Below are 20,725 nucleotides of genomic sequence, written 5' to 3' on the forward strand. Positions count from 1 at the left end.
CCCCTATGTTGGCGCCCCGCCCCCCCCCCCGACTTTGGGTCCCCCCGCGGCGGGGGGGGCGGGCCCCCCCCCCCCCCCCCCCCCCCCGCTCGCCGTCTCGACCGGTCAGATCAGGTGGCCGATCTCCTTCTGGATGAGTTGGACGTTCACGCCCGAGTTGGGGCAGCCGCCGAAGTGGTGCAGGGCGATCACCTCGTGGGTGTCGCGGGAGAGGACCGGGGACCCGGAGGACCCGAACTCGGTGTCGCAGTAGTAGGAGATGTCGCTGTCGGCGACGTAGCCGTCATAGGTCTCGTGCTTGACGACGCAGTTGCCGCCGTCCACTGAGGACTCCATGGCGATCTCGGTGGGCCGCCCGGCCGGGTGCTGCGGGATGTAGATCGCCTCGCCGATGCGCGCCGCCCGGTCCGAGAGCTCCAGGTACCCGAACCGCTCGATCCGCTCGAACTCGTCCACGGTGAACAGCGTGTAGTCCAGGGGCCCCGAGGTTGCGAGCACCTCCGAGCCGTGGACCTTCACGGGAGCGTTCGCGAGGTCCGCGCCGCACGCCACGCAGTCGTACCCGAACCACACCTCGGTCGCCTGCGCCTCCTGCGTCTCGGTGAAGCAGTGGTGGTTGGTCAGCAGCCGGTTGCCCTCGCCCACCCGGAACGCCGTGCACAGCACGGTCCCGTCGATGAGCAGGCGCGCCACCGGCTCCGCGTGGTCCACCACGTTCGGGTAGGACGTGCGGTAGCAGACCGAGGAGCGCTTCTCGTCGCCCGCGCAGATGCTCTCCTCCGGCCGGGCCCGGCCGGCCCGCTCCTGCGCGAGCCCGTCGACCTCCTCCGCGGTGAACCCGTACGCGGCCTTGTCGATCAGCGCGCCGAGCGCCGACGAACCGCCGCCCTCGGTTTCGCGGTGCAGCTCCACGACCGCGGTGTCGCCGGTGATCGAGGTCGCCCACTGGTCGATCAGCGACTCCTCGTACCGGTACGACTCGGCGCCGTCGGGGCTCGAGACCGTCACGAAGTCGCCCGTGTCCAGCAGCAGCCGTTCGAAGTGGACCTTGACGTAGCCCGCGTCGGGGTCCGTGAGCTTCAGGACGTCGGCGTCGTCGGCGTACGTCAGCGACTCGCGCAACTCGGCGACCTCGCCGACGCCGACCATCCCGAGCAGCTCGTCCTCCACTGGCAGGAGCTCGACGGTCTCGCCCAGGGCGTCGTCGAGGACCGCTGCCGCCTCGTCCTCGGCGAACGCGCTCGGCACCACGAACGCCGCCCCGCCCAGCGCGATCGATCCGGCCGCCGCCGCCAGGATGAGCTTGCGGCGCTTGCGTTCGGTCCCGCCATGCCCCGTTCGTGGTTTCCGCACGCTTGCCGCCACGGTCGGCCCCTTTCGTGAGAGATGTATCGACCGTTCAACGAGCGAGACTGGCGGAAGTTGCGCCACGAAAGGGCGGGAAGGCGCGGGTCACAGGGATCGTCCGCGGCCCATCACCGGCCGGGCCGTCGGCGGTCCGCCGCGCACCGGTCCCGCCCGCGCGGTTGCCCGTCCGTCCCTTGTAGGCATCGCGCCCGGATCCCGCCGCCCCCGGCACCGATCCAGGAGACCGCTGCCCAGCGCTCCCACCGCCCCGCAGCGGCCGCCGGAACCCGCCGGGGTCTACCAGTCCGCCCCGCCCGGGCGGCAGCGCTCCAGGATGTCGTTGAGGCCCTTGCGCGTCGCCACCACGAGGAGCGTGTCGCCGTGCCCGACCCGGAACGCGGCGTCCGGGTTCCAGCTGACGGTCCCGCCCGCGCGCTTGACCGCGATCAGCCGGTGCGAGCCCGCCTTCGTGGCCCGGTGCGCCGCCGCGTCGTCCATCATCGAGCCCTCGCCGACCTCGAACGCCTCGATGTACGCGATGTGCCCGCGCACCGGGATCGTCACGAGCACCTTGTCGTCGGTCAGCGCCTGCGCGAAACTCGCCGAGGCCACCTCCGGCGCGCTGTAGGACGCGTGCGGCGGCGCCCCCTGCGGCGGCGTGGCCCGGTTCAGGTTCTGGCGGATCAGCGCCGCGAACTCCGGGTTGTAGATGCGCATCACCGTGCGCAGCTTCGGATTGCACTCCAGGCCCGACAGCGCCGTCTCGAGGTTCGCCTCGTCCTGCTTGGCCATCGCCACCAGCGACCGGCAGTGCTTGATGTTGGCCTCCTCCAGGATCTCCTGGTTCGACCCGTCGCCGAGCAGCACCTGCGCGCCCTTGGCCCGCGCGGCCCGCACGCCCATCGCGTCGCGGTTCTTCTCGATCGCGACCACCGGGATCTTGCTCTCCCGCAGCCGCTCCACCACGCGGGTCCCCATGTTGCCCAAGCCGACCACGATCACGTGCTCGCGGACCTGCCGGGTCCGGCGGCCCTCCGACAGCGCGTACCGCCGGTCCACGACGGCCTGCACGATCGCACCGGTCGCGAACGGGATCAGCAGCGAACCGGTCAGCACCACCACCGCCTGCGTCACCTTCAGCAGCCGCCCGGCGGTCATGTCGGGGTCGATGCCGCCGCCCGCCATCAGCGCGAGCAGGTACACCACTTCGCCCTCGCCGTCGGGCCGGTTCGCGCCGCTCGGCCAGAACTGCAGCACCACGAACCCGAACGCGAACACCGCGAACAGCACGAGCGCGAGCACCACCAGGCTCTTGGTGAGCAGGCCCCGCAGCGCGCTCAGCGCCTCCTTCACCGCGAGCGTCGCGTTGGTCAGCCGCGGCCGCAGCCGCCCCTGCCTCCTGTCGGGCGACAGCCACAGGTACCGCAGCGCCTCGTCGTCGTCCTCGGGGATGAGCTCGATCCCCGCCTGGTTCCCGCCCGCGACCACCCACTGCGCCTGGGCGCGCTCCTCGCGCTGCCGCGACAGGTACAGCCGGCGGCCCCAGATGCTGATCTCGCCGGGCGGCAGCTGCTGGAGCGCCGCGAGCGCGTACGTGTCGGCGACCATGTCGGCGTCCGACTTCACGTACACGCCGTCCTCGTCGTCGCCGAGGAGCTTCTGGATGTTCGCGCGCAGCCCGCTGTTGTACATGCGGATGACGAGCCGCGGCAGGGACTCGTCGCCGAGGTAGTGCGACATCTCGCGGATCTTCAGCGCCAGATGGAGGTTGCCCACGTCGTTCTGGTCCATGAGGGCCACCGCGTAGGCGTCGGTGAGCCCGGCCTGCCGCACGGTGTCGGCGGTGACCTCGGGCTGGCTGAACACCTGCAGCTTGCGGTTGACCTCGGCCTCGCGGCGGATCTCCTCGCGCTGGCCGCCGGGGCCTTCGGGGAAGACCGCGGTGACCTGGAACGCGTAGCGCTCGATGAGGTGCTTGATGAAGCGGAGGGTCAGTCCGTTGTCGCCCACGACGATGACGCGGCGCTCGGAGGGGCCGTCGTCGTAGCGCGCGTGCCGGGGGTGCATTTCGTGAATTCTACGGACTGTTCGCAAACGATTGCGGCCCAAAGGCCTTGGATTACTTAGCGCCGCGGCGGGCGAGGCGGGCGAGGAGCCGGTCGACGTCGGCTTCGTAGTCGTACCAGTCGACGTCGTGCACGAAGCCGAGTTCGGCGTTGATCCAGCGCACGTCGTCGGCGGTCTCGAGGGTCCAGGTCTGGACGTCGACGAGCTGCGGTTCGGCGCGGCGGAGCTCGGTGAGGAGCCGGGCCTTCATGGTCATCGCGAGCCCGTAGGAGCGGTGCTGCGGGGCGACGACGGTGTCGTACTGGTCGGCGCGGGTGGGCCGCTGCGCGGAGACGACGAGCTCGGTGAGGCCCACGACGTTCCCGAACGGCTCGCTGATCGCGACGGCGATGTGCGAGCGCATCCCGCGCCGGGCGAGGGTCTGGAAGGAGTCGCGCAGGGCCGGGGCGTACGCGGAGCCGCGCCATTCGGGCACGAACGCGACGTTCCCGGGCGCCGAGCGCAGGTTGGCCTTGACGTCCGCGTAGGAGTCCATGAGCCGGTCGGGGACGCCCCCGGCGTGGTATTCGAGGCGGTACCCGGCGGCGAGGCGCCCGGCGGCGTGCTCGATCTTCTCCCAGTCGATATCGGCCCAGCGCAGGAGGTGGCGCTGCTCGACCACGGACCGGGCGAAGCCGTGCCGGTCGTAGAAGCCCACGGCGGGGGTGGTGGCGATGACCTCGACGGAGAGGGTCTTGCAGCCGTGCTCGCGCGCGCATTCGGCGACGGCCCGCAGCAGGCGCGAGCCGACCCCGCGGCCGCGCGCCGAGGGCCGGGTGGACATCTCCACGACCCCGGTCCCCCGCTGTTCGCCCCCGAACAGGATGAGGCTGGCGTGGCCCGCGAGCTCGCCGTCCGCGTCGCGGTCCATGAACAGGAACCGGCGGTCGTCCGGGAGCGACCCGGTGAGGTAGTCGCTGAGGCGGTCGGTGCGCCAGCGCGGTTCGGCCGGCATGTCCGCCGCGGTCATGTCGTTGAGCACCGAGCACCAGTCGCGGAGGTCGTCGGCCGTCATCTCGCCGGGAGCGAGCTGCTTCAGGGGCATCTCTTATCCTTACCCGAAATCGTCACCGAACGGAACCCCCTCCTCACAGCATGCAGCGATTCGGGGGGTCTGTCAGGCGGTGCTCTTCCTGCCGTACTCGTCGGCGCGGTCGAAGACCTTCTTGACGTAGTCCTCACGTGGGTTGTAGCTGTAGACGGCTGCGTACCAGCCGTCCGGTCTGCTCATGTCGCGGTCGTCGTGGCAGAGGTAGTTGGCGGCCGCGGTGACGGCGTCGTCGATGTCGTGCGGGTTGTACCTGCCGTCGCCGTCGCCGTCGGCCTTCCAGCGCTCCCATGTGCTGGGGAGGAACTGCATGGGGCCCATCTCGTCGTACCCGGAGCCGATGATCTCGGTCAGGGTGGTGCCGTCGGACTGGATCTGGTTGCCGCCGGTGGTGCCGTGGGTGGTCTCGGTGGCGCCGATGCCAGCGAGGGTGGTCCACGAGAGGTTGCAGCCGGGGTTCTGGGCGGCGGAGACGAGCTCGCCGCGCCCGTACGCCACGAGGGCGCGCTGGGGGATGCCGAGGTCGGTGAGGCCCGCGGCCCACGCGTCGAGGCCGGCGGGACCGGCGGGGGTGGTGGCCGCGGCCGTGGGGGACTCGGTGGGCTGGAGCGTGTCGCCGACGGGCGCGGTCTCGGCGGGCAGGCCCGCGTCGGGGGCCTCGCCGATGGCCTCGTCGAGGGCGCCTTCGGGGGAGAGGACGAGCGGGGGCTCCTCGGCTTCGGGAGTCGGCTCGGTGCCGAAGGACCAGGCGGGCCCGGCGCCGGGGACGACGAACCAGCCCGCGGTGAGGGCGCCGGCGAGCGCGATAGCGGTGAAGACGACCTGGACGCTGAGCCGCCCGGCCGGTGCGCGCAGCCCCCGGTAGGCGGCCCGCAGGCCCCTGCCGGCGGCTTTGACGCCGCGCCAGAGCCCCTTGGCGCCGAGCCACAGCGCCCTCGGGCTGCCCTTCACGGCCCGCCACAGCAGCCGCGGGCTGCGGCGCAGGGCCTTGAGGGCGCGGCGGGGCAGGGCGGCGATGCGGCGGGGGAGGGTCGCGAACCACACGGGAGGGGGTCGTCCTTTCGTTCTCGAGGCACTGCTCGGTCGGGGCGCTGCTCGGACGTCGCCGTTGCGCAGGCTCGGCAGGGCCTGCGGCGCGGGGTCCGGCGCCGGTGCCGCGGCGTCGGTGTGCGTCCGGACCCGGCGGGGCCGTCATGGGACGGCATTGCGGGGCGCATTCGCGAGGGACCGGACTGAAAGCGAGTATTCCCTAGTTTCGTCCCCGCGGGCAACGTCTGAGCGCCAATAATTCCGAAATCGGCCGCGACCGAGTGGCGCGCGACTCGTTCTCCCAACGGAGACGGTGGTTGCCACGAGCAAACCCGCGGCGAGAGTGCCTCATATTCGCGTCGGCGCTGGAAGCAGCGTTCAGACCGAGTGCCAGTTCCCATCACGGCAGGTAACCGACTGAGATGGGGGTGACACTGTGAGGCCGCTGGGCATTGTGCCCGCGCACCAGCGCGCCACAGCCCGGCATACGGGGGCTGAACGAAAGTTGATCGACACGTGGATACGACAACGGCATCGCACACCGCACTGACAGCCATTGCCCTTCCCCTCGGGGACAACGGGACGGCATATCGGCATATGTCCGATGTAGCCGATCCCGGTGCAGCGGCGGACCATGTCGAAAGAGACACTGTGGACCGCGGCAGCGCCGCCCGGCCCGCCCCGCTGCCCTCCGGCGACGTCACGTTCATGTTCACCGACATCGAAGGCTCGACCCGCCTCGCCTCCGGCCTGGGCGCCGAACGCTACCGGGTCGTCCTCCACCGCCACCGCGCGCTCGTCAGAGAGGTCCTGCGCGCGACCGGCGGCACCGAGATCGACACCGAAGGCGACTCGTTCTTCGTCGCCTTCCACGACGCCGCGGACGCCTGCGCCGCCGCCATCGGCATCCAGCACGCGCTCCGCGCCGCCGACTGGCCCGACGAGGACGGCCGCAGCCTCCGCCCCCGAGTCCGCATCGGACTCCACACGGGCGAGGCCTGGCCCTCCGCCGGCGGCTACGCCACACCCGAAGTCCACCGCACCGCCCGGATCTGCTCCGCCGCGCACGGCGACCAGATCCTCGCCTCCGCCGCCTGCGCCGCCGCCGCCGGACTCCCGCCCGCCGCCGTGCACCGCCTCGGCGACTTCGAGCTCCGCGGCCTGCCCGCCACCACCGAACTCGTCCAACTCGCCGCACCAGGCCTGCCCACCGCGTTCCCCCCGCCGCCCGCACGGCCCCGCACCCACCACCTGCCCGCCGACCTGAAGACCCCCGTCGACAGGCCCGGCGAGTACCGCGAACTCGACCGCGCCTTCGCCAACCACCGCCTCGTCAGCCTCACCGGCCTCGGCGGCTGCGGCAAGACCACCGTCGCCAAAGCCTGGGCCCGGCGCCGCCTCGCGTTCTACGAGAACGGCGTCTGGTACTGCCGCGCGGGGAACGACCTGGGCGCCGCTCTCCTCCACGCCCTCGGCCGCCGCGCCGAAGCGCTCCGGCCCGCGATCGACACCGCCGCCGACCGCCTCCGCGAATCCAAGGCGCTCCTCGTCCTCGACGACCTCGACCGCACCCACGCACCCGAGGTCGAACGGCTCCTCCGAGACTGCCCCGACCTCGCCGTCCTCGCCGTCGGCGCCCGCCCGCTCGAACTCCCCGGCGAAGCCAAGCGCGCCCTCGGCCTCGCCCCCGACGACGTGAGCGCCGCGATCCTCGCCGGGTACTGCGAGGAGCGCGGCGCGCCGTGGACCCTCGCGGACTGCCGCCCGCTCGCGGCCGCCGTCGACGGCTTCGTACCCGCGCTCACCGCGCTGGCCGAGGTGACCGCGCTCGGCTCGCCCGGGGTGGCGCTGCGGTACCTGAGCGACGACCCGGCGGGCGCGCTCGACGGCGGCGGCCGGTTCCGGGCCGCGATCGACAATGCGGTCGCGGCGATCTCCGGCCCCGCGCGCGCGGTGCTGCTGGAGCTGGCAGCGCGGCCTGAGGGAGCGACGGTCGATGCGGTCCTCGACCTGTGCAGGCAGCGGGACGGGAGCCTGGAGGCGCTCGTGGAGCTCGTGGACGTCGCGCTCGTCGTGATCGAGCGGCCCGCGATGGACCAGGCGGTGTACCGGGTGCCCGCGCCGCTGCGGTGGCTGCTGGCGGGCGCGGCCCCGGAGGCGGACCTGAAGCGGGCGGAGCGGGCCCAGCCTCGCCCGCCGGTCGCCGCGGTCCTCGCGGACCGGCTCGTGCACCCCGTCCAACTCGAGGACGCGCGCCTGCGGGCGGTCGCCTAGCGCGCGGGGCGGGAACGGCAGCAGCGGCGGCCGGCGCCCCGGGCGCCGCCCGCCGCCCCGGCCGCCGCTCCAGCCGGGACGCGAGCCCGAGCAGGGGCCTCCGCCCGGGCCTTCGCGACCTCTTTCGAGTGACACTTCGACCGCGCGGCCCGCTTTCGGGCTGGTTGCTGTCGGACCCCCGCGCCAGAGTCGAGCGGGGCGCTGATCGTTCCCTTCTAGCGGCGGGCGGGGGTTTGCGGACGGCCGTCGGCCGGAGCCGCCGCGATCTGCCCAGCGTCGCCCGGACCTCGCGGCAGCCATCGGCATGGCCCGGGCGATAGCAGTACGGGCCGATTCCGGTTCGCCCGCACACCGTGTGCGATGCTGGCTCCGTGACTGACAGGCAACCGCAGGCCGCTCGTTCCCGTACCGCCTCCGCAGCCGCCATCGCGCGCGCCGCCCAGGTCATCCCCGGCGGCGTCAACTCGCCCGTGCGCGCCTTCCGCGGCGTCGGCGGCGACCCGGTCTTCATCCGCGAGGCCTCCGGCGCCCGCATGACCGACGTCGACGGGAACGTCTACATCGACCTCGTCGGCTCCTGGGGCCCGCTCATCCTCGGCCACGCCCACCCCGAGGTCGTCGCGGCCCTCACCGCCGCCGCGGCCCGCGGCACCTCCTACGGCGCGCCCACCGTGGGCGAGATCGAGCTCGCCGAGCTCATCGTCCAGCGCACCCCGTGCGAGATGGTCCGCCTCGTCTCCTCCGGCACCGAGGCCACCATGAGCGCCGTGCGCCTCGCCCGCGCCGCCACCGGCCGCGACAAGATCGTCAAGTTCGCCGGCTGCTACCACGGCCACGCCGACTACTTCCTCGCCGAGGCCGGATCGGGCGTCGCCACCCTCGGCCACCCCGACTCGCCCGGCGTCCCAGCCGCCGCCGCGGCGGACACGATCGTCGTCCCCTACAACGACATCGACGCCGTCGAAGCCGCGTTCGCCGCCCACCCCGGCCAGATCGCCGCGGTCATCACCGAGGCGCTCCCCGGCAACATGGGCGCGATCGAACCGCTCGACGGCTTCAACGAGCGGCTCTACGCCCTCGCCCGCGACCGCGGCGCGCTCCTCATCTCCGACGAGGTCATGACCGGCTTCCGCGTCGGCCCGGGCGGCCTCGCCGCGCCCGCCGACCTCTACACGTACGGCAAGGTCATGGGCGGCGGCCTGCCCGCCGCCGCGTTCGGCGGCCGCGCCGACCTGATGTCGCTGATCAGCCCGGCCGGGCCGGTCTACCAGGCCGGGACGCTCTCGGGGAACCCGCTCGCGGTCGCCGCCGGGCTCGCGACCCTCCGCAACTGCGACGCCGAGGTCTACCGGAAGCTCGACGGCACCGCCTCCGCTATCGCCGCCATGGCCACCGAGGCGCTCACCAAAGCCGGTGTCCCGCACTACGTCTCGGCGCCCTCGAACCTGTTCAGCATCTTCTTCTTCAATGAGCAGAGCTTCCGCGAAGGGCCCGTCCGGAACTTCGCTGACGCGAAGCGCCAGGACACCGAGGCGTACGGGGCGTTCTTCCACGCGATGCTCGAGCAAGGCGTCTACCTGCCGCCGAGCGCCTTCGAATGCTGGTTCACCTCGACCGCGATCGACGAGGAAGCCCTGTCACACATCGAACAGGCCTTGCACGCAGCGGCCGTTGCCGCGGCTAAGGTGCGATCATGAGCGGCTCCACGACCATCGTCCACCTGCTGCGCCACGGCGAGGTCCACAACCCCGAGGGCATCCTCTACGGGCGCATCCCCGGCTTCGGCCTGTCCGCGCTCGGCAGGGAGATGGCCGTGGCCGCCGCCGAGCGCCTGGCCGGGCGGGACGTCGTCCACGTCGGCGCCTCCCCGCTCCAGCGCGCGCAGGAGACCGCCGAACCGGTCGCCTCGTCCTACCGCATGGACGTCACCACCTACGACGGCCTCATCGAGGCCGGCAACTCCTTCGAGGGCCTGCGGGTCGGCGTCGGCGACGGCGCCCTCCGCCAGCCGCGCTACTGGTGGCGCCTCCGCGACCCCTTCCGCCCCTCCTGGGGCGAGGCCTACCTCGACATCGCGCGCCGCATGATGGACGCCGTCGAGCAGGCCCGCACCGCCGCCGAAGGCTCGGAGGCCGTCCTCGTCAGCCACCAGCTGCCGATCTGGACCGCCCGCCGCTTCGCCGAGCGCAAGCGCCTGTGGCACGACCCGCGCAATCGCGAGTGCTCGCTGGCCTCGATCACGAGCTTCGTCTACGACGGCGCCAAGCTCGCCCGCATCGAGTACTCGGAGCCCGCCGCCCACCTGCTGCTCAAGTCCGAGTCCGCTCGGAAGGCCAAGGGCGCCTGACGATGGCCCTGCGGCGGAGGACGATGCTGGCGGCCGTGCCGCTGCTGGCCCTCGCCGCCTGCTCCGGGACAGGCGGCGAGAACTCGAACCGCGTCAACGAGATCAACCGCGACCGGTACGTCTCGGGCGACGGCTCGAACTACCGCTGGGAGGAACCCTCAGAGCGTTTCGACGCGCCCCGGCTCACCGGCGACGACCTCGACGGCAACCCGATCGACACCGACGACTGGGCCGGATCGGTCCTCGTCGTCAACTTCTGGGGCTCCTGGTGCGCCCCCTGCGTGGCCGAGGCGCCCTACCTCGCCGAGGCCGCCGCCGAGCTCGAAGCCGAGAACGTGCGGTTCCTCGGCGTGGACATCCGCGACACCGCGGACGCCGCGAAGGCCTTCGAGCGCCGCTGGGCCGTCCCCTACCCCTCGATCAGCGACGAGCCCGGCCGCATCGCCGACCAGTTCGTCGACTACGGGCTCTCCCCGAACGACATCCCCGCCACCATCGTGATCGACGCCGAGCACCGGGTCTTCTCCATCTGGCGCGGCGCGATCGACGACGCCGAGACCCTCATCGCCGACGTCCGCAAAGCCCTGGAGCCGTCATGAGCACGCCGCCAGCCCCCAAGTCCGCCCTCCGCAAGGCCGCCAAGGGCGCCGTGATGGCCGGGACCGCCGCCCTCGCCGCCGTCGCGGTCGGCACCCTCGTCAAACGCCGCCTCGACGGCGCATCGGACGCCTTGCCGCGCAAGGAGTCCGAATGAACTCCGCCCCTCCCGGGCCCCGCTTCCCCGTGGAGGCCCGATGAACCCCGCCGAGACCGCCGCCTCCGGTCCGCTGCTCCTCGCCTTCGGCGTGGCCGCGCTCGCCGGGCTGGTCTCGTTCGCGTCCCCGTGCACGCTCCCGCTCATGCCCGGGTACGTGTCCTATGTGACCGGCATGAGCGGCCAGGAGCTCGCGAAGGACCGCCGCAATGGACGCGTCCTGCTGGGCGCGCTCCTGTTCGTCGCCGGGTTCACCGCGGTCTACACCACGGTGGTGTTCGCCCTCCAGAGCGCCGGACGCGCCCTCCTCACCAACTCCTCCACATTGGAGACCGTGGCCGGGGTCGTCATGATCGCCATGGGCCTCATGTTCATCGGCCTCATCCCCGCCCGCGGCGGCTTCGCCCCCAAATGGCGCCCGGCCGTCGGCCTCGCCGGGGCCCCCCTGTTCGGCGCGGTCTTCGCGCTCTCCTGGATCCCCTGCACCTCACCGGTGCTCGCGGCGATCACGAGCCTCGCGGTGATCCAGGACGGCACCGGCCGCGGCATCGGCCTCATGATCGCCTACTGCGCGGGGCTCGGCGCGCCCTTCGTGCTCTTCGCCGTCGGCATGCACCGCCTCGCCGGGGCCCTCGACTTCCTCAAGCGCCACGGCCGCGCGATCTCGATCGCGGGCGGCGTCATGCTCTGCCTCGTCGGCATCGCCCTCGTCACGGGCGCCTGGACCGAGTTCACGAACTGGCTGCGCGCCACCGTAGGAGCCGGGGTGAGCCTGCTGTGATGACCGCCGACCGGCCGCCCGCCAACGCCGGAACCGGGGTGACCCGCCCGTGACCGCCGTCCTCGCGCCGCCGCCCCGCTCCGAACCCAAGCCCCTCAAGCGCCTCCGCTCCTTCGTCCGCCGCTGGTGGCACCAGCTCACCGCGATGCGGACCGCGCTTCTGCTGCTCCTGGCGCTCGCGCTCGCCGCGATCCCCGGCTCGACGTTCCCGCAGCGGTCCATCAGCGCCGTCGACGTCGCGGGCTACTACGACGAGCACCCCGACCTCGCGCCGTGGCTCGACCGGCTGTGGGCCTTCGACGTCTACACCTCGCCGTGGTTCTCCGCGATCTACCTGCTGCTCATGGTCAGCCTCGTCGGCTGCATCCTGCCGCGCCTCGGCGTCCACTGGAAGGCCCTGCGCGCCAGGGTCCCCGACGCGCCGCGGCGCATGTCGATCCTCCCGTACCACCGGGTCCTCGACTCCGAGGCGAACCAGTCGATGGCCCGCGCCGTGCTCAAGCAGCGCCGCTGGCGCACCACGGTGCGCGAGGCCGAGGACGGCACGGTCACGATCGCGGCCGAGAAGGGACACCTGCGCGAGACCGGGAACCTGCTCTTCCACTCCAGCATCATCTTCATGCTCGTCGGCGTCGCGCTCGGCAGCCTCATGAGCTGGTACGGCAACCGCATCCTCTCCGAGGGCAAGTCGTACTGCAACAACCTCCAGCAGTACGACGAGTACGGCCTGGGCGCGTGGGTCGACGAGACCAGCCTCCCGCAGTTCTGCCTGACCCTCGACGACTTCGACGCCGAGTTCACCAACGGCGGCCCGACCGCCTACGACGCGGCCGTCGCCTACGAGGCGGGCGGGCAGTCCGGCGACTACGCGCTCGAGGTCAACCACCCGTTGAACATCGACGGCACCAACGTGTTCCTCATCGGCCACGGCTACACCGCCGTCGTCACCTACACCGACCGCTACGGCCAGACGCAGACGCTCCACCAGGAGTTCCTGGCCATGGACGCCGCGATGAACTCCGAGGGCGCCTTCAAGTTCCCCGACGCCAACGTCGACCCCGCCACCGGCACGGTCGACGAGGACGCCGAGGTCGGCTTCGACGCGATCCTCGTGCCCACCTACGACGACGCGACCGCGATGCTCCTCGGCACCGACCCCGAGCTGAACAACCCCGTGCTCGCCCTGACCGCCTACACCGGCGACCTCGGCCTCGCCGACGGCCAGCCCGAATCGGTGTACGCGGTCAACGAGGCCCAGATCGCCTCCGGGAACCTCGAGCGGGTCAACGACGAGGTCGAGGTCATCGGCGTCGGCGACGCGATGACCCTGCCCGACGGTTCCAGCCTCACCTTCGACGGCGTCGAGCAGTACGCCGTCCTCCAGGTGCGCCACGACCCGGGCGGCCCCGTCGTCCTCGCCGGGGCGGTCCTGCTCCTGGGCGGCCTGCTGCCCGCGCTCGCGGTGCGCCGCAGGCGCTTCTGGATCCGGTGGAACCCCGACGGGACCGTCGAGACCGCCGGGCTCAACCGCAACGACTACGACGGCCTCGACGAGGAGTGCGACGAGCTCACCGCTGCGATCGCGCCCGGCCATGAGCCGCCGCAGGCATCTGAATCCGACGACTCGATAGGGGGCCGGCAATGACCGGGGCCGAAGTCGCGAACGCGCTGTTCGTCGCCACCATCCTCATCTACGCGGGGGCCATGTTCGCCTACGCGGTGGAGTACGCCTTCGACAGGCGCGCGCCCAAGCGCGCCAAGCAGCTCGCGGCCGTCGCCGCCCCGGGCGCCGACGCCGCCGGCGAGCCCGTCGCCGCCGAACCTCCGATCAGCCCGGCCGCCGCGCGCGGCGCGGGCCGCCTCGGCCTGGTCCTCACCTTCCTCGGCACGGCGGCGCTCGCCGCGAGCATCGTCACCCGCGTCGTCTACACCGGACGGTGGCCGTGGGGCAACATGTTCGAGTACACGGTGGGCGTGGCGCTCGCGGGCATGGTCACCTGGCTGGTCCTCGTCTCCCGCGGCAACGTGCCGCGCCGCCTCGGCCTGTTCGCGACCTTCGCGGTCACGATGGTCCTCGGCACGTCGGTGCGGGTCTACACCGAAGCGGGACCACTGGTCCCGGCCCTGGACTCGTACTGGATCGTCATCCACGTGACGGCCGCGATTGCCTCCTCGGGCATCCTGCTCATCGGCTGCGTCTTCGCGATCCTGCACCTGCTCAAGCGCCGCTACGACCGCCAGGTCTCCGACGGCAAGCCGATCCGCTTCCCGCTCAACGTGGCCGAGCGGCTCCCGGACGCGACCGCCTTGGAGCGCATGACCTTCAAGATCCACGTGTTCGCGTTCCCGCTGCTCACCTTCGGCATCATCGCGGGGTCGGTGTGGGCGCACCTCGCGTGGGGCCGCTACTGGAACTGGGACCCGAAGGAGGTCTGGGCGTTCATCGCCTGGGTCGTCTACGCGGCCTACCTGCACGCCCGCGTCTCCGGCAAGAGCGCCAAGGTGAACGCCCCCTGGATCGCGATCCTCGGCTACGCCGTGATGCTCTTCAACCTCACCGCGGTGAACCTCGTCTTCTCCGGCCTCCACTCCTACGCCGGGGTCTAGACCCCGCGGGACTGCGGTGCGTGACGGCTCCATATATATAAGGTGCGGAACGCGAACGGACCGCCCCGGAATACAAGGCGGCGAACGGGAACGGGCGCCCTCCGATCGGAGGGCGCCCGTTCCCGCTGCTTGCGGGTGCGAGAGCCGTTACCGCCGCGGCGTCTGCCGCGGGGTGATGTCGAAGTGCTCGGCGGTCCGCTCCAGATCCGCCTGCTGGAACGAGCGCTGCCCGTGCGCCCCAGGGCGGTCGGGGACGATGAGCGGGCCGTCGTGGCTGCCCATCGGCGCCTGGATCGGGGCCGTCCGCTGGTCCGGGACGTGGCCCTGGGCGCGCTCGCTCCTGTTGCGGACCCGCCCGGGCTTGGGGGCGCCCTGGCGGTTCGGTCGCGGCTGGGGGCCGCGGAGCTTGTCGACCGGGATCGCGCCCGTCGAGGTCGGAGGCACTTCCTCGTCGGCGACCTCGATGCCGAACTGCTCGCGCTTGGTGACCATCTTCGGCTGGGTCCCCATGAGCGCGAACAGGAGCACGATGATGCCGATGGTCGCGACGCCGAGGATCGGCAGGATGAGCATGATCGGGTCGATGCCCGACACCGAGTTGCGGCCCTCATTGGCGAGCTGGACGCGCACCCCGGCCATGCCGGTGAAGTGCATCGAGCAGATCGCCGCCGCCATGATGATCGCCGCGCCCGACTGCCAGCGCCAGCCGTCGAGGTACATGCCGCAGAACAGGGCCGCGGTCGCGGCGACGACGGCGATCACCACCGAGGCGATGAAGTAGCTGTGCTCGTGGGAGATGCGCCCCGAGACGTTGATCGCCGCCATGCCCGAGTAGTGCATGATGACGACGCCGATGCCCGTGATGGGACCGGCCATGAGGATCTTCGCGACCGTGTTGCGTCGGCCCGTGCCCGCCACCAGCAGGCCGAAGAACACGGCGCCGATGGAGGCCACGAGGCTCAGGAACGTCTTCAGCGGGTCGTAGCCGATGTCCGAGTCGATGACCTTGAAACCGATCATCGCGGTGAAGTGCATCATCCAGATCGCGGTGCCGCCCAAGGCGAACGCCGCGAGCGCGATCCACCGGATCCGCTTGCGGGCGGACTTCACCGTGCCGTCCTGGCGGCGGGCCTGCGTCATGCACATGAGCGCCAGGATCGAACCCGCGAAGGCGAATCCGAAGGCCATGATGGGGTTGATCCAGCCGTAAGTGAAATGACTTACGTGTTCCATCCGTGGTCTTCCTCCCCGGGCTCGGCCCGTATCCGGAATGTTGCGCTTAAGGTGCGGCGCGATGTGAAACTTATACGACTACTGTCCGGCGGCGTCAGCAAGACGGACAGTTGCACTAGGACGGTCATTTCGGTCACCGTTATCGGGTTGTGAGGTCGAATCGAGCGCTGGCGAGGCCAGCACACCGAACACCATCCCCACGATCGCGATCATCGCCAGGATGAGGATCGGCAGCAGCAGCACGAGCGGGCTGATGCCCGACACGTCCGCGCTCGCCGGCCCTTCGACCTCGACGGCCGCCATACCGGTGTAGTGCATGCCGACCACCGCGACGCTCATGACCGCCGCGGCGAGCGCCATCGTCCCGCGTCGGTCGACCACGGCCGTGAACCGCAGGGCCACCGTCGAAGCGACCACCGCGACCGCCGCCGAAGCCGCGACCAGCAGCGGGTCGTAGACGACCCGCCCGCCCGTGGCGACCGCGGCCATCCCCGTGTAGTGCATCCCGACCACGCCCGCGCCGCACACCAGTCCGCCGAGGATCAAGCGCGGCCAGCCGGCGCGCTTGCCTCCGGACACGAACAGCCCGATGCCGACGGCCGCGACCGCGAGTCCGAACGACGCGGCGGTGAGCCCGGGGCCGTAGGCGATGTCGGTACCGGTGACGGTGAAGCCGACCATCGCGATGAAGTGCATCATCCAGATGCCGACCCCGCCGATCGCCAAGGCGGCCAGCAGGGTCCAGCGAAAGCGCCCGCCGGGGGAGGCGGCGGCGCGGGCGTAGCGGGAAGCCGACAGGCCGAGGTACGAGCCGGCCGCGGCGAAGGCGAGGCCCATCACGGGATTGAGCCAGCCGTAAGTGAAGTGGTGGTGCTCGAGAGCGGCAGCGAGCAGGTCCATGGGGTTGCCTCCTGGAAGGTCGTGGGTCAACCGTGCCGAATGGAGGGCGAAGTGTGTCGCACAGCCTGTGCGAGTCGCGCGCGGACCTGCGGGCGCTATGGGGGATCTGTCCCCCGTTCGTGTTCGCCGGCTCGCACCCGGTGAGTGGTCTAAGGTGGCAGAGCACCCGACACGAACCGTGCTCGCGCCGCTGCGGTTCGTATAGCGCGGAGCGGTCGGGAACACGGGATGGGACGCGCCCGACCGGGGGCAAGGTCGTCGTCCGAACAGGCCGTCTTCTCGGCCGAACAGCCGAATACCGCATAGGCATGTGTCCGAAAGATCAGTGTATCTTGGGATTCGTCCAGCAACACGGTGGCATACGCGGGCGTCTTCAGTACTCCAGTACGCCCCTGGATTTCGCCGCCCTCATTCGTCATGATGGAATCTGCTGGGCTTCACATGCCGCCCCCGCCGCCCCGGCGGCAGGACGGCAGCCGACTCGACACGTCGGCCCGAGACCGATCCCGCCCGGCCCGGGCCCTTCGGTCTGACACAGAGGACCACCCCAGGAGGCTAGACAAGGTGAGCAAGCGCAGCTCGAACCGTGCGGGTTCAGCGGCTCGACGAGGACCGCTCGGCCTGCCCCGCATCGCCGACATGCGAATCCGGTCCAAGCTGGGACTGATCCTCCTGGTGCCGCTCGTAGTCCTGGTGGCCGTCGCCGGCCTCCGCCTCTACGACCTCTCCGACCGCGTGTTCGAGTCGAACGACATGGTGGACCTCGTCGAGTTCAACACCTACGTCGCCGACCTCCGGTACGAGCTCCAGAAGGAGCGATCCCTCCTCGTCACCCACCTCCGCCTCGACGACGACCACGTCCTCGGCATCGACAAGGCCCTCTACGACGAGTCCGACGTCGCCGCCCAGCAGGGCGACACCGACGCCGCCTTCGACCAGTTCAACGAGAAGGCCGGGCAGCTCCCCGACCTCTCCCAGGACATCCAGAACCGCGTCAACGCGGTCAAGACCCAGTACGAGAGCCTCATCGCGATCCGCCAGCAGGCCGTCGACGACGCCGGACAGGCCTCCATCGACGCCACCTCCCGCGTCTACCAGCGCCTCGTCGAAGAACTGGTGACCATCACCGACATCTCCTCGCGCATCGTCAACGACCCCGACATCGCCCGGAACCTCCAGGCCATCGCCGCCGCCACCACCATCCTCGAGACCCTCGAGGAAGAGCGCGCGATCGCCATCAACGTCGGCAACGGCCGCGAGTTCATCAACAACACGCGCTGGCAGAACTTCATCTCGTTCGCCTCGCTCCGCGAGACGGCCTCGGCCGAGTTCAAGACCGTCGCCAACCGCGAAGAGCAGCTCGCGTTCTTCTTCAGCGAGGGCGGCCTGAACACCGAGGCGGCCCAGCAGGCCCTGGCGTTCGAGAACGAGGCGAAGTCCGCGAGCACCACCACGGCGCTCAACGTCAACGCCGAGATCATCGCCTCCTACGACGCGATCCTCGACAACGGCCTCAGGTACATCAACTCCGAGTCCGAGCAGGTGCTCGACAAGGCCGGCCGCGACCGCGACGCGCAGATCTTCCAGCTGCTGCTCGAAGCCGTGCTCATCCTGGCGGCCTTCGTGATCGCGACCGTGATCGCCCTGCTCATCGCCCGGAACATGGCGACCGGTCTGCGCCGCCTCCGCGAGGGCGCGCTCGACGTCGCGCACGTCAGCCTGCCGCAGGCGGTGGCGCAGATGCGCGACGCCGAGACGATCGGCAACCGGACCCCCGACGAGGTCGCGGCCGAGACCGGCGCGGTGATCGACATCGACCAGCGCGACGAGATCGGCAACGTGGCGCACTCGTTCAACATCGTCCACACCGAGGCGATCCGCATCGCGGCCGAGCAGGCCGCCCTGCGCGCCAACGTCTCCCAGATGTTCATCAACCTGGCCCGCCGCTCCCAGAACCTCGTCGACCGGCTCATCGGCCACCTCGACCACCTGGAGCGCGGCGAGGAGAACCCGGACCGCCTGGCCGAGCTGTTCCAGCTCGACCACCTCGCGACCCGCATGCGCCGCAACGACGAGAACCTCCTGGTGCTCGCCGGCGCGGACTCCACCCGCCAGGAGCGCTACCCGGCGCCGATCGGCGACATCCTGCAGGCCGCGCAGTCCGAGGTCGAGCAGTACACCCGCATCGAGTTCGGCAACCTCGAGGCCGAGCGGGAGATCCGCCCGGCCGCGGTCAACGACCTCGTGCACCTCATCGCCGAGCTCATGGACAACGCGACAGCGTTCTCCCCGCCGGAGTCCCCGGTGCTCGTCGAGGCCGAGCAGATGCGCACCGCCGAGAGCCCGCAGGGTGCGATCCGCGTGCGCATCAACGACATCGGCATCGGCATGCCCCCCGGGCAGATCGAGGACATCAACCGCCAGCTCTCCGAGTCGGCCGACGCCATCGACCTCGCGTCCTCGCGCATGATGGGCCTGGTCGTGGTCGCGCGCCTCGCCAAGCGGCACGACGTCCGCGTCGAGCTGCGCCCCGGCGAGCAGCGCGGCACCGTCGCCGAGGTCATCCTGGGCGAAGCGGTCCTCACCGACCCGAAGCTCCCCGAGCGCGGCCTCCGCTCCGGGGTCCCGTTGGAAGGCACCAACTTCGACGGCGGCGGCGACACGTTCTCCCTGCAGGGCCGCGACGACACGCCCCGCGGCGCGCTCGGCATGAACTCCGGTGCGCTGCCGCAGGTCCCGGAGAGCCCCGCGGGCCTGTTCGACACGGTCGCCCAGCCGGGCCCCCAGTCGCCGCCCCCGCCGCAGCCGCAGTCGCAGCCGATGTGGCAGCCGAGCGCCCCGCAGCAGCCGTCCCGCCCGCCGGTGCCCCCGCAGCCCGCCGAGCCGCTGACCGGCGAGCACACGCTGCAGCGCAACACGGCCCAGACGTCCCACCCGTTCCCGCCCGCGGCCGAGGAGGAGCCGGGCTTCATGTTCCGGCCCGGCGGCCTCGCCGAGGAGCGCCGCCCCGGCGGCAAGGTCATGGAAGTGACCGGGGAGATCGTCTCCTCCGAGCACGTCGCGCTGCCGAAGATCCAGCTCGAGGCGTTCACGCCCGAGCCGGAGCCGGTCCCGCCGTCGTGGCCCGACGCGGCCGCCGCGCCCGCCGGCACGGAGGCCCCCCGCGCCGCCAAGAAGGACCGCGTGTCCGCCTTGGACGCCACCACCGAGCTGCCGATCTTCCGCGAGGTCGAATCGGCCTGGTTCAAGGCGGTGACCCCCGCGCCCAAGAAGGTCGAGGACGACGCGCCCGCACTCGGAGCCGCGACCGAGTCTCCCGTCCAGGGCGGCAACGAATCGTCCTTCCGTACGACGGAGGCGGCACCTGCAGAGGTGGCGGAGACTACCTCGCCGCGCTACGCTGACCAGTCAGAAGCGGCCGAGTCCCCCGCCCAGGCTTGGGAGGCGGCATCGCCCACCCCTCCGCAGCCCACGGAAGGCTCGACGCCCATGCAGAGCACGCCCGCCGACGAACACTCGTCCGCTCCGGGCTTGGAACGACGCCGCCTCACCTCCCCCGAAGCCGAGTCGGGCTCCTACGCCTGGCGCACGGCCGCCGACGACGGCTGGTCGCGGGTGGACAACGCCTTCGCCGAGACCGTCTCCGCCGAGACGACCTCGGTGGGACTTCCCAAGCGCCGCCCCATGGAACGCCTGGTTCCCGGGGCCGTGGAGGAATCACAGGAGACCGTCAGCGCGCAGAAGCGCAACCCCGAGGGCATTCGGGGCCTGCTGTCGGCCTATCACCGTGGGGTGCAGCGAGGGCGTGGCAATGACGGTAACTGAGTCGCTGAACCGCAACACGGAAGACGCTACTAAGGAGCGCAAACGATGAGCACTGGTGGAACCTCGGTCCAGGACCTGGGCTGGCTGCTGGCCGGCTTCGCCGAACGCGTGCCGGGCGTGGCCCACGCCGTCGCGGTCAGCGCCGACGGTCTGCTGCTGGCCTCCTCGCGGGACCTGCCGCGGGACCGGGCCGACCAGCTGTCGGCCGTGACCTCGGGTCTGGTGAGCCTCACCCAGGGCGCCTCCCGCTGCTTCGAAGGCGGCGCCGTCCTCCAGACGGTGGTCGAGATGGACCGCGGCTTCCTGTTCCTCATGTCCATCAGCGACGGCTCCTCGTTCGCGGTGCTGGCCTCGAAGAACTGCGACGTCGGCCAGGTCGGCTACGAGATGGCCCTGCTGGTCGACCGGGTCGGCCAGGCCCTGACGCCGTCGGCCCGAAGCTGATTCGTGGGGCTGCTCGGGCGCGATTGGCGA

At 71.6% G+C, this 20,725-nt stretch carries 16 protein-coding genes; 10 read left to right on the forward strand and 6 right to left on the reverse strand.

Annotated features, from left to right (window positions below):
• Positions 1-105: 105 nt before the first annotated feature.
• The 4 genes from O1R50_RS02265 to O1R50_RS02280 all read right to left on the reverse strand — a co-directional run bounded on the left by O1R50_RS02265 (position 106) and on the right by O1R50_RS02280 (position 5,545).
• Complete coding sequence (locus tag O1R50_RS02265) at positions 106-1,353, reverse strand: trypsin-like serine peptidase (RefSeq protein WP_270108229.1); 1,248 nt, start codon at positions 1,351-1,353, stop codon at positions 106-108.
• Between the two features lie 291 nt (positions 1,354-1,644).
• Entirely contained in the window at positions 1,645-3,414 is a 1,770-nt protein-coding gene (locus O1R50_RS02270) for a potassium channel family protein (RefSeq protein WP_270108230.1), read from the reverse strand.
• A 52-nt stretch (positions 3,415-3,466) separates the two neighbouring features.
• On the reverse strand, positions 3,467-4,498 hold the full coding sequence (locus O1R50_RS02275; RefSeq protein ID WP_270108231.1) for a GNAT family N-acetyltransferase: 1,032 nt from the start codon (positions 4,496-4,498) through the stop codon (positions 3,467-3,469).
• Between the two features lie 72 nt (positions 4,499-4,570).
• Positions 4,571-5,545: a lytic transglycosylase domain-containing protein gene (locus O1R50_RS02280; protein ID WP_270108232.1), complete on the reverse strand. Its 975-nt coding sequence runs from the start codon at positions 5,543-5,545 to the stop codon at positions 4,571-4,573.
• A gap of 636 nt (positions 5,546-6,181) precedes the next feature.
• Here O1R50_RS02280 and O1R50_RS02285 point away from each other — a divergent pair.
• The 8 genes from O1R50_RS02285 (at position 6,182) to ccsB (ending at position 14,293) form a co-directional block, all read left to right on the forward strand.
• On the forward strand, positions 6,182-7,804 hold the full coding sequence (locus O1R50_RS02285) for an adenylate/guanylate cyclase domain-containing protein (protein ID WP_270108233.1): 1,623 nt from the start codon (positions 6,182-6,184) through the stop codon (positions 7,802-7,804).
• A gap of 353 nt (positions 7,805-8,157) precedes the next feature.
• Positions 8,158-9,501, forward strand: a complete 1,344-nt coding sequence (gene hemL, locus O1R50_RS02290; protein WP_408612580.1) for a glutamate-1-semialdehyde 2,1-aminomutase — start codon at positions 8,158-8,160, stop codon at positions 9,499-9,501.
• Entirely contained in the window at positions 9,498-10,151 is a 654-nt protein-coding gene (locus tag O1R50_RS02295; RefSeq protein ID WP_270108235.1) for a histidine phosphatase family protein, read from the forward strand. The genes hemL and O1R50_RS02295 overlap by 4 nt, the downstream gene beginning before the upstream one ends.
• A 2-nt stretch (positions 10,152-10,153) precedes the next feature.
• Positions 10,154-10,750, forward strand: coding sequence for a TlpA family protein disulfide reductase (locus O1R50_RS02300; protein ID WP_270108236.1), 597 nt, complete (start codon positions 10,154-10,156; stop codon positions 10,748-10,750).
• Positions 10,747-10,905 carry a hypothetical protein gene (locus tag O1R50_RS02305; RefSeq protein ID WP_270108237.1) on the forward strand — a complete coding sequence of 53 codons (159 nt, stop codon included), beginning with the start codon at positions 10,747-10,749 and terminating at the stop codon, positions 10,903-10,905. The genes O1R50_RS02300 and O1R50_RS02305 overlap by 4 nt, the downstream gene beginning before the upstream one ends.
• A gap of 40 nt (positions 10,906-10,945) precedes the next feature.
• On the forward strand, positions 10,946-11,686 hold the full coding sequence (locus O1R50_RS02310) for a cytochrome c biogenesis CcdA family protein (RefSeq protein ID WP_270108238.1): 741 nt from the start codon (positions 10,946-10,948) through the stop codon (positions 11,684-11,686).
• Between the two features lie 49 nt (positions 11,687-11,735).
• Positions 11,736-13,331 (forward strand): cytochrome c biogenesis protein ResB, encoded by a 1,596-nt coding sequence (gene resB / locus O1R50_RS02315; RefSeq protein ID WP_270108239.1) that lies wholly within the window; start codon positions 11,736-11,738, stop codon positions 13,329-13,331.
• The gene (ccsB, locus tag O1R50_RS02320; RefSeq protein ID WP_270108240.1) at positions 13,328-14,293 is read left to right on the forward strand and encodes a c-type cytochrome biogenesis protein CcsB; all 966 of its coding nucleotides are present in this window, start codon (positions 13,328-13,330) and stop codon (positions 14,291-14,293) included. Before resB ends, ccsB begins: the two co-directional genes overlap by 4 nt.
• Positions 14,294-14,440: 147 nt before the next feature.
• Here the strand turns inward: ccsB and O1R50_RS02325 are convergent, their stop codons facing one another.
• Both O1R50_RS02325 and O1R50_RS02330 read right to left on the reverse strand, forming a co-directional pair.
• Entirely contained in the window at positions 14,441-15,526 is a 1,086-nt protein-coding gene (locus tag O1R50_RS02325; RefSeq protein WP_270108241.1) for an MHYT domain-containing protein, read from the reverse strand.
• Between the two features lie 78 nt (positions 15,527-15,604).
• The gene (locus O1R50_RS02330; protein WP_270108242.1) at positions 15,605-16,426 is read right to left on the reverse strand and encodes an MHYT domain-containing protein; all 822 of its coding nucleotides are present in this window, start codon (positions 16,424-16,426) and stop codon (positions 15,605-15,607) included.
• 639 nt (positions 16,427-17,065) lie between these two features.
• On the opposite strand from O1R50_RS02330, the gene O1R50_RS02335 reads away from it, so the two are divergent.
• Positions 17,066-20,251 (forward strand): sensor histidine kinase, encoded by a 3,186-nt coding sequence (locus O1R50_RS02335; RefSeq protein ID WP_270108243.1) that lies wholly within the window; start codon positions 17,066-17,068, stop codon positions 20,249-20,251.
• Between the two features lie 45 nt (positions 20,252-20,296).
• Positions 20,297-20,695, forward strand: coding sequence for a roadblock/LC7 domain-containing protein (locus O1R50_RS02340; RefSeq protein ID WP_030161947.1), 399 nt, complete (start codon positions 20,297-20,299; stop codon positions 20,693-20,695).
• Positions 20,696-20,725 lie beyond the last annotated feature (30 nt).

Source organism: Glycomyces luteolus, assembly GCF_027622875.1.
Lineage (GTDB): Bacteria > Actinomycetota > Actinomycetes > Mycobacteriales > Micromonosporaceae > Glycomyces > Glycomyces luteolus.

Coding starts and splice junctions, on each gene's coding strand:
- O1R50_RS02270 (WP_270108230.1), bottom strand. CDS start 3,414: ATGCACCCCCGGCACGCGCGCTACGACGACGGCCCCTCCGAGCGCCGC.
- O1R50_RS02275 (WP_270108231.1), bottom strand. CDS start 4,498: ATGCCCCTGAAGCAGCTCGCTCCCGGCGAGATGACGGCCGACGACCTC.
- O1R50_RS02295 (WP_270108235.1), top strand. CDS start 9,498: ATGAGCGGCTCCACGACCATCGTCCACCTGCTGCGCCACGGCGAGGTC.
- O1R50_RS02300 (WP_270108236.1), top strand. CDS start 10,154: ATGGCCCTGCGGCGGAGGACGATGCTGGCGGCCGTGCCGCTGCTGGCC.
- O1R50_RS02305 (WP_270108237.1), top strand. CDS start 10,747: ATGAGCACGCCGCCAGCCCCCAAGTCCGCCCTCCGCAAGGCCGCCAAG.
- O1R50_RS02310 (WP_270108238.1), top strand. CDS start 10,946: ATGAACCCCGCCGAGACCGCCGCCTCCGGTCCGCTGCTCCTCGCCTTC.
- ccsB (WP_270108240.1), top strand. CDS start 13,328: ATGACCGGGGCCGAAGTCGCGAACGCGCTGTTCGTCGCCACCATCCTC.
- O1R50_RS02325 (WP_270108241.1), bottom strand. CDS start 15,526: ATGGAACACGTAAGTCATTTCACTTACGGCTGGATCAACCCCATCATG.
- O1R50_RS02330 (WP_270108242.1), bottom strand. CDS start 16,426: ATGGACCTGCTCGCTGCCGCTCTCGAGCACCACCACTTCACTTACGGC.
- O1R50_RS02335 (WP_270108243.1), top strand. CDS start 17,066: ATGCGAATCCGGTCCAAGCTGGGACTGATCCTCCTGGTGCCGCTCGTA.
- O1R50_RS02340 (WP_030161947.1), top strand. CDS start 20,297: ATGAGCACTGGTGGAACCTCGGTCCAGGACCTGGGCTGGCTGCTGGCC.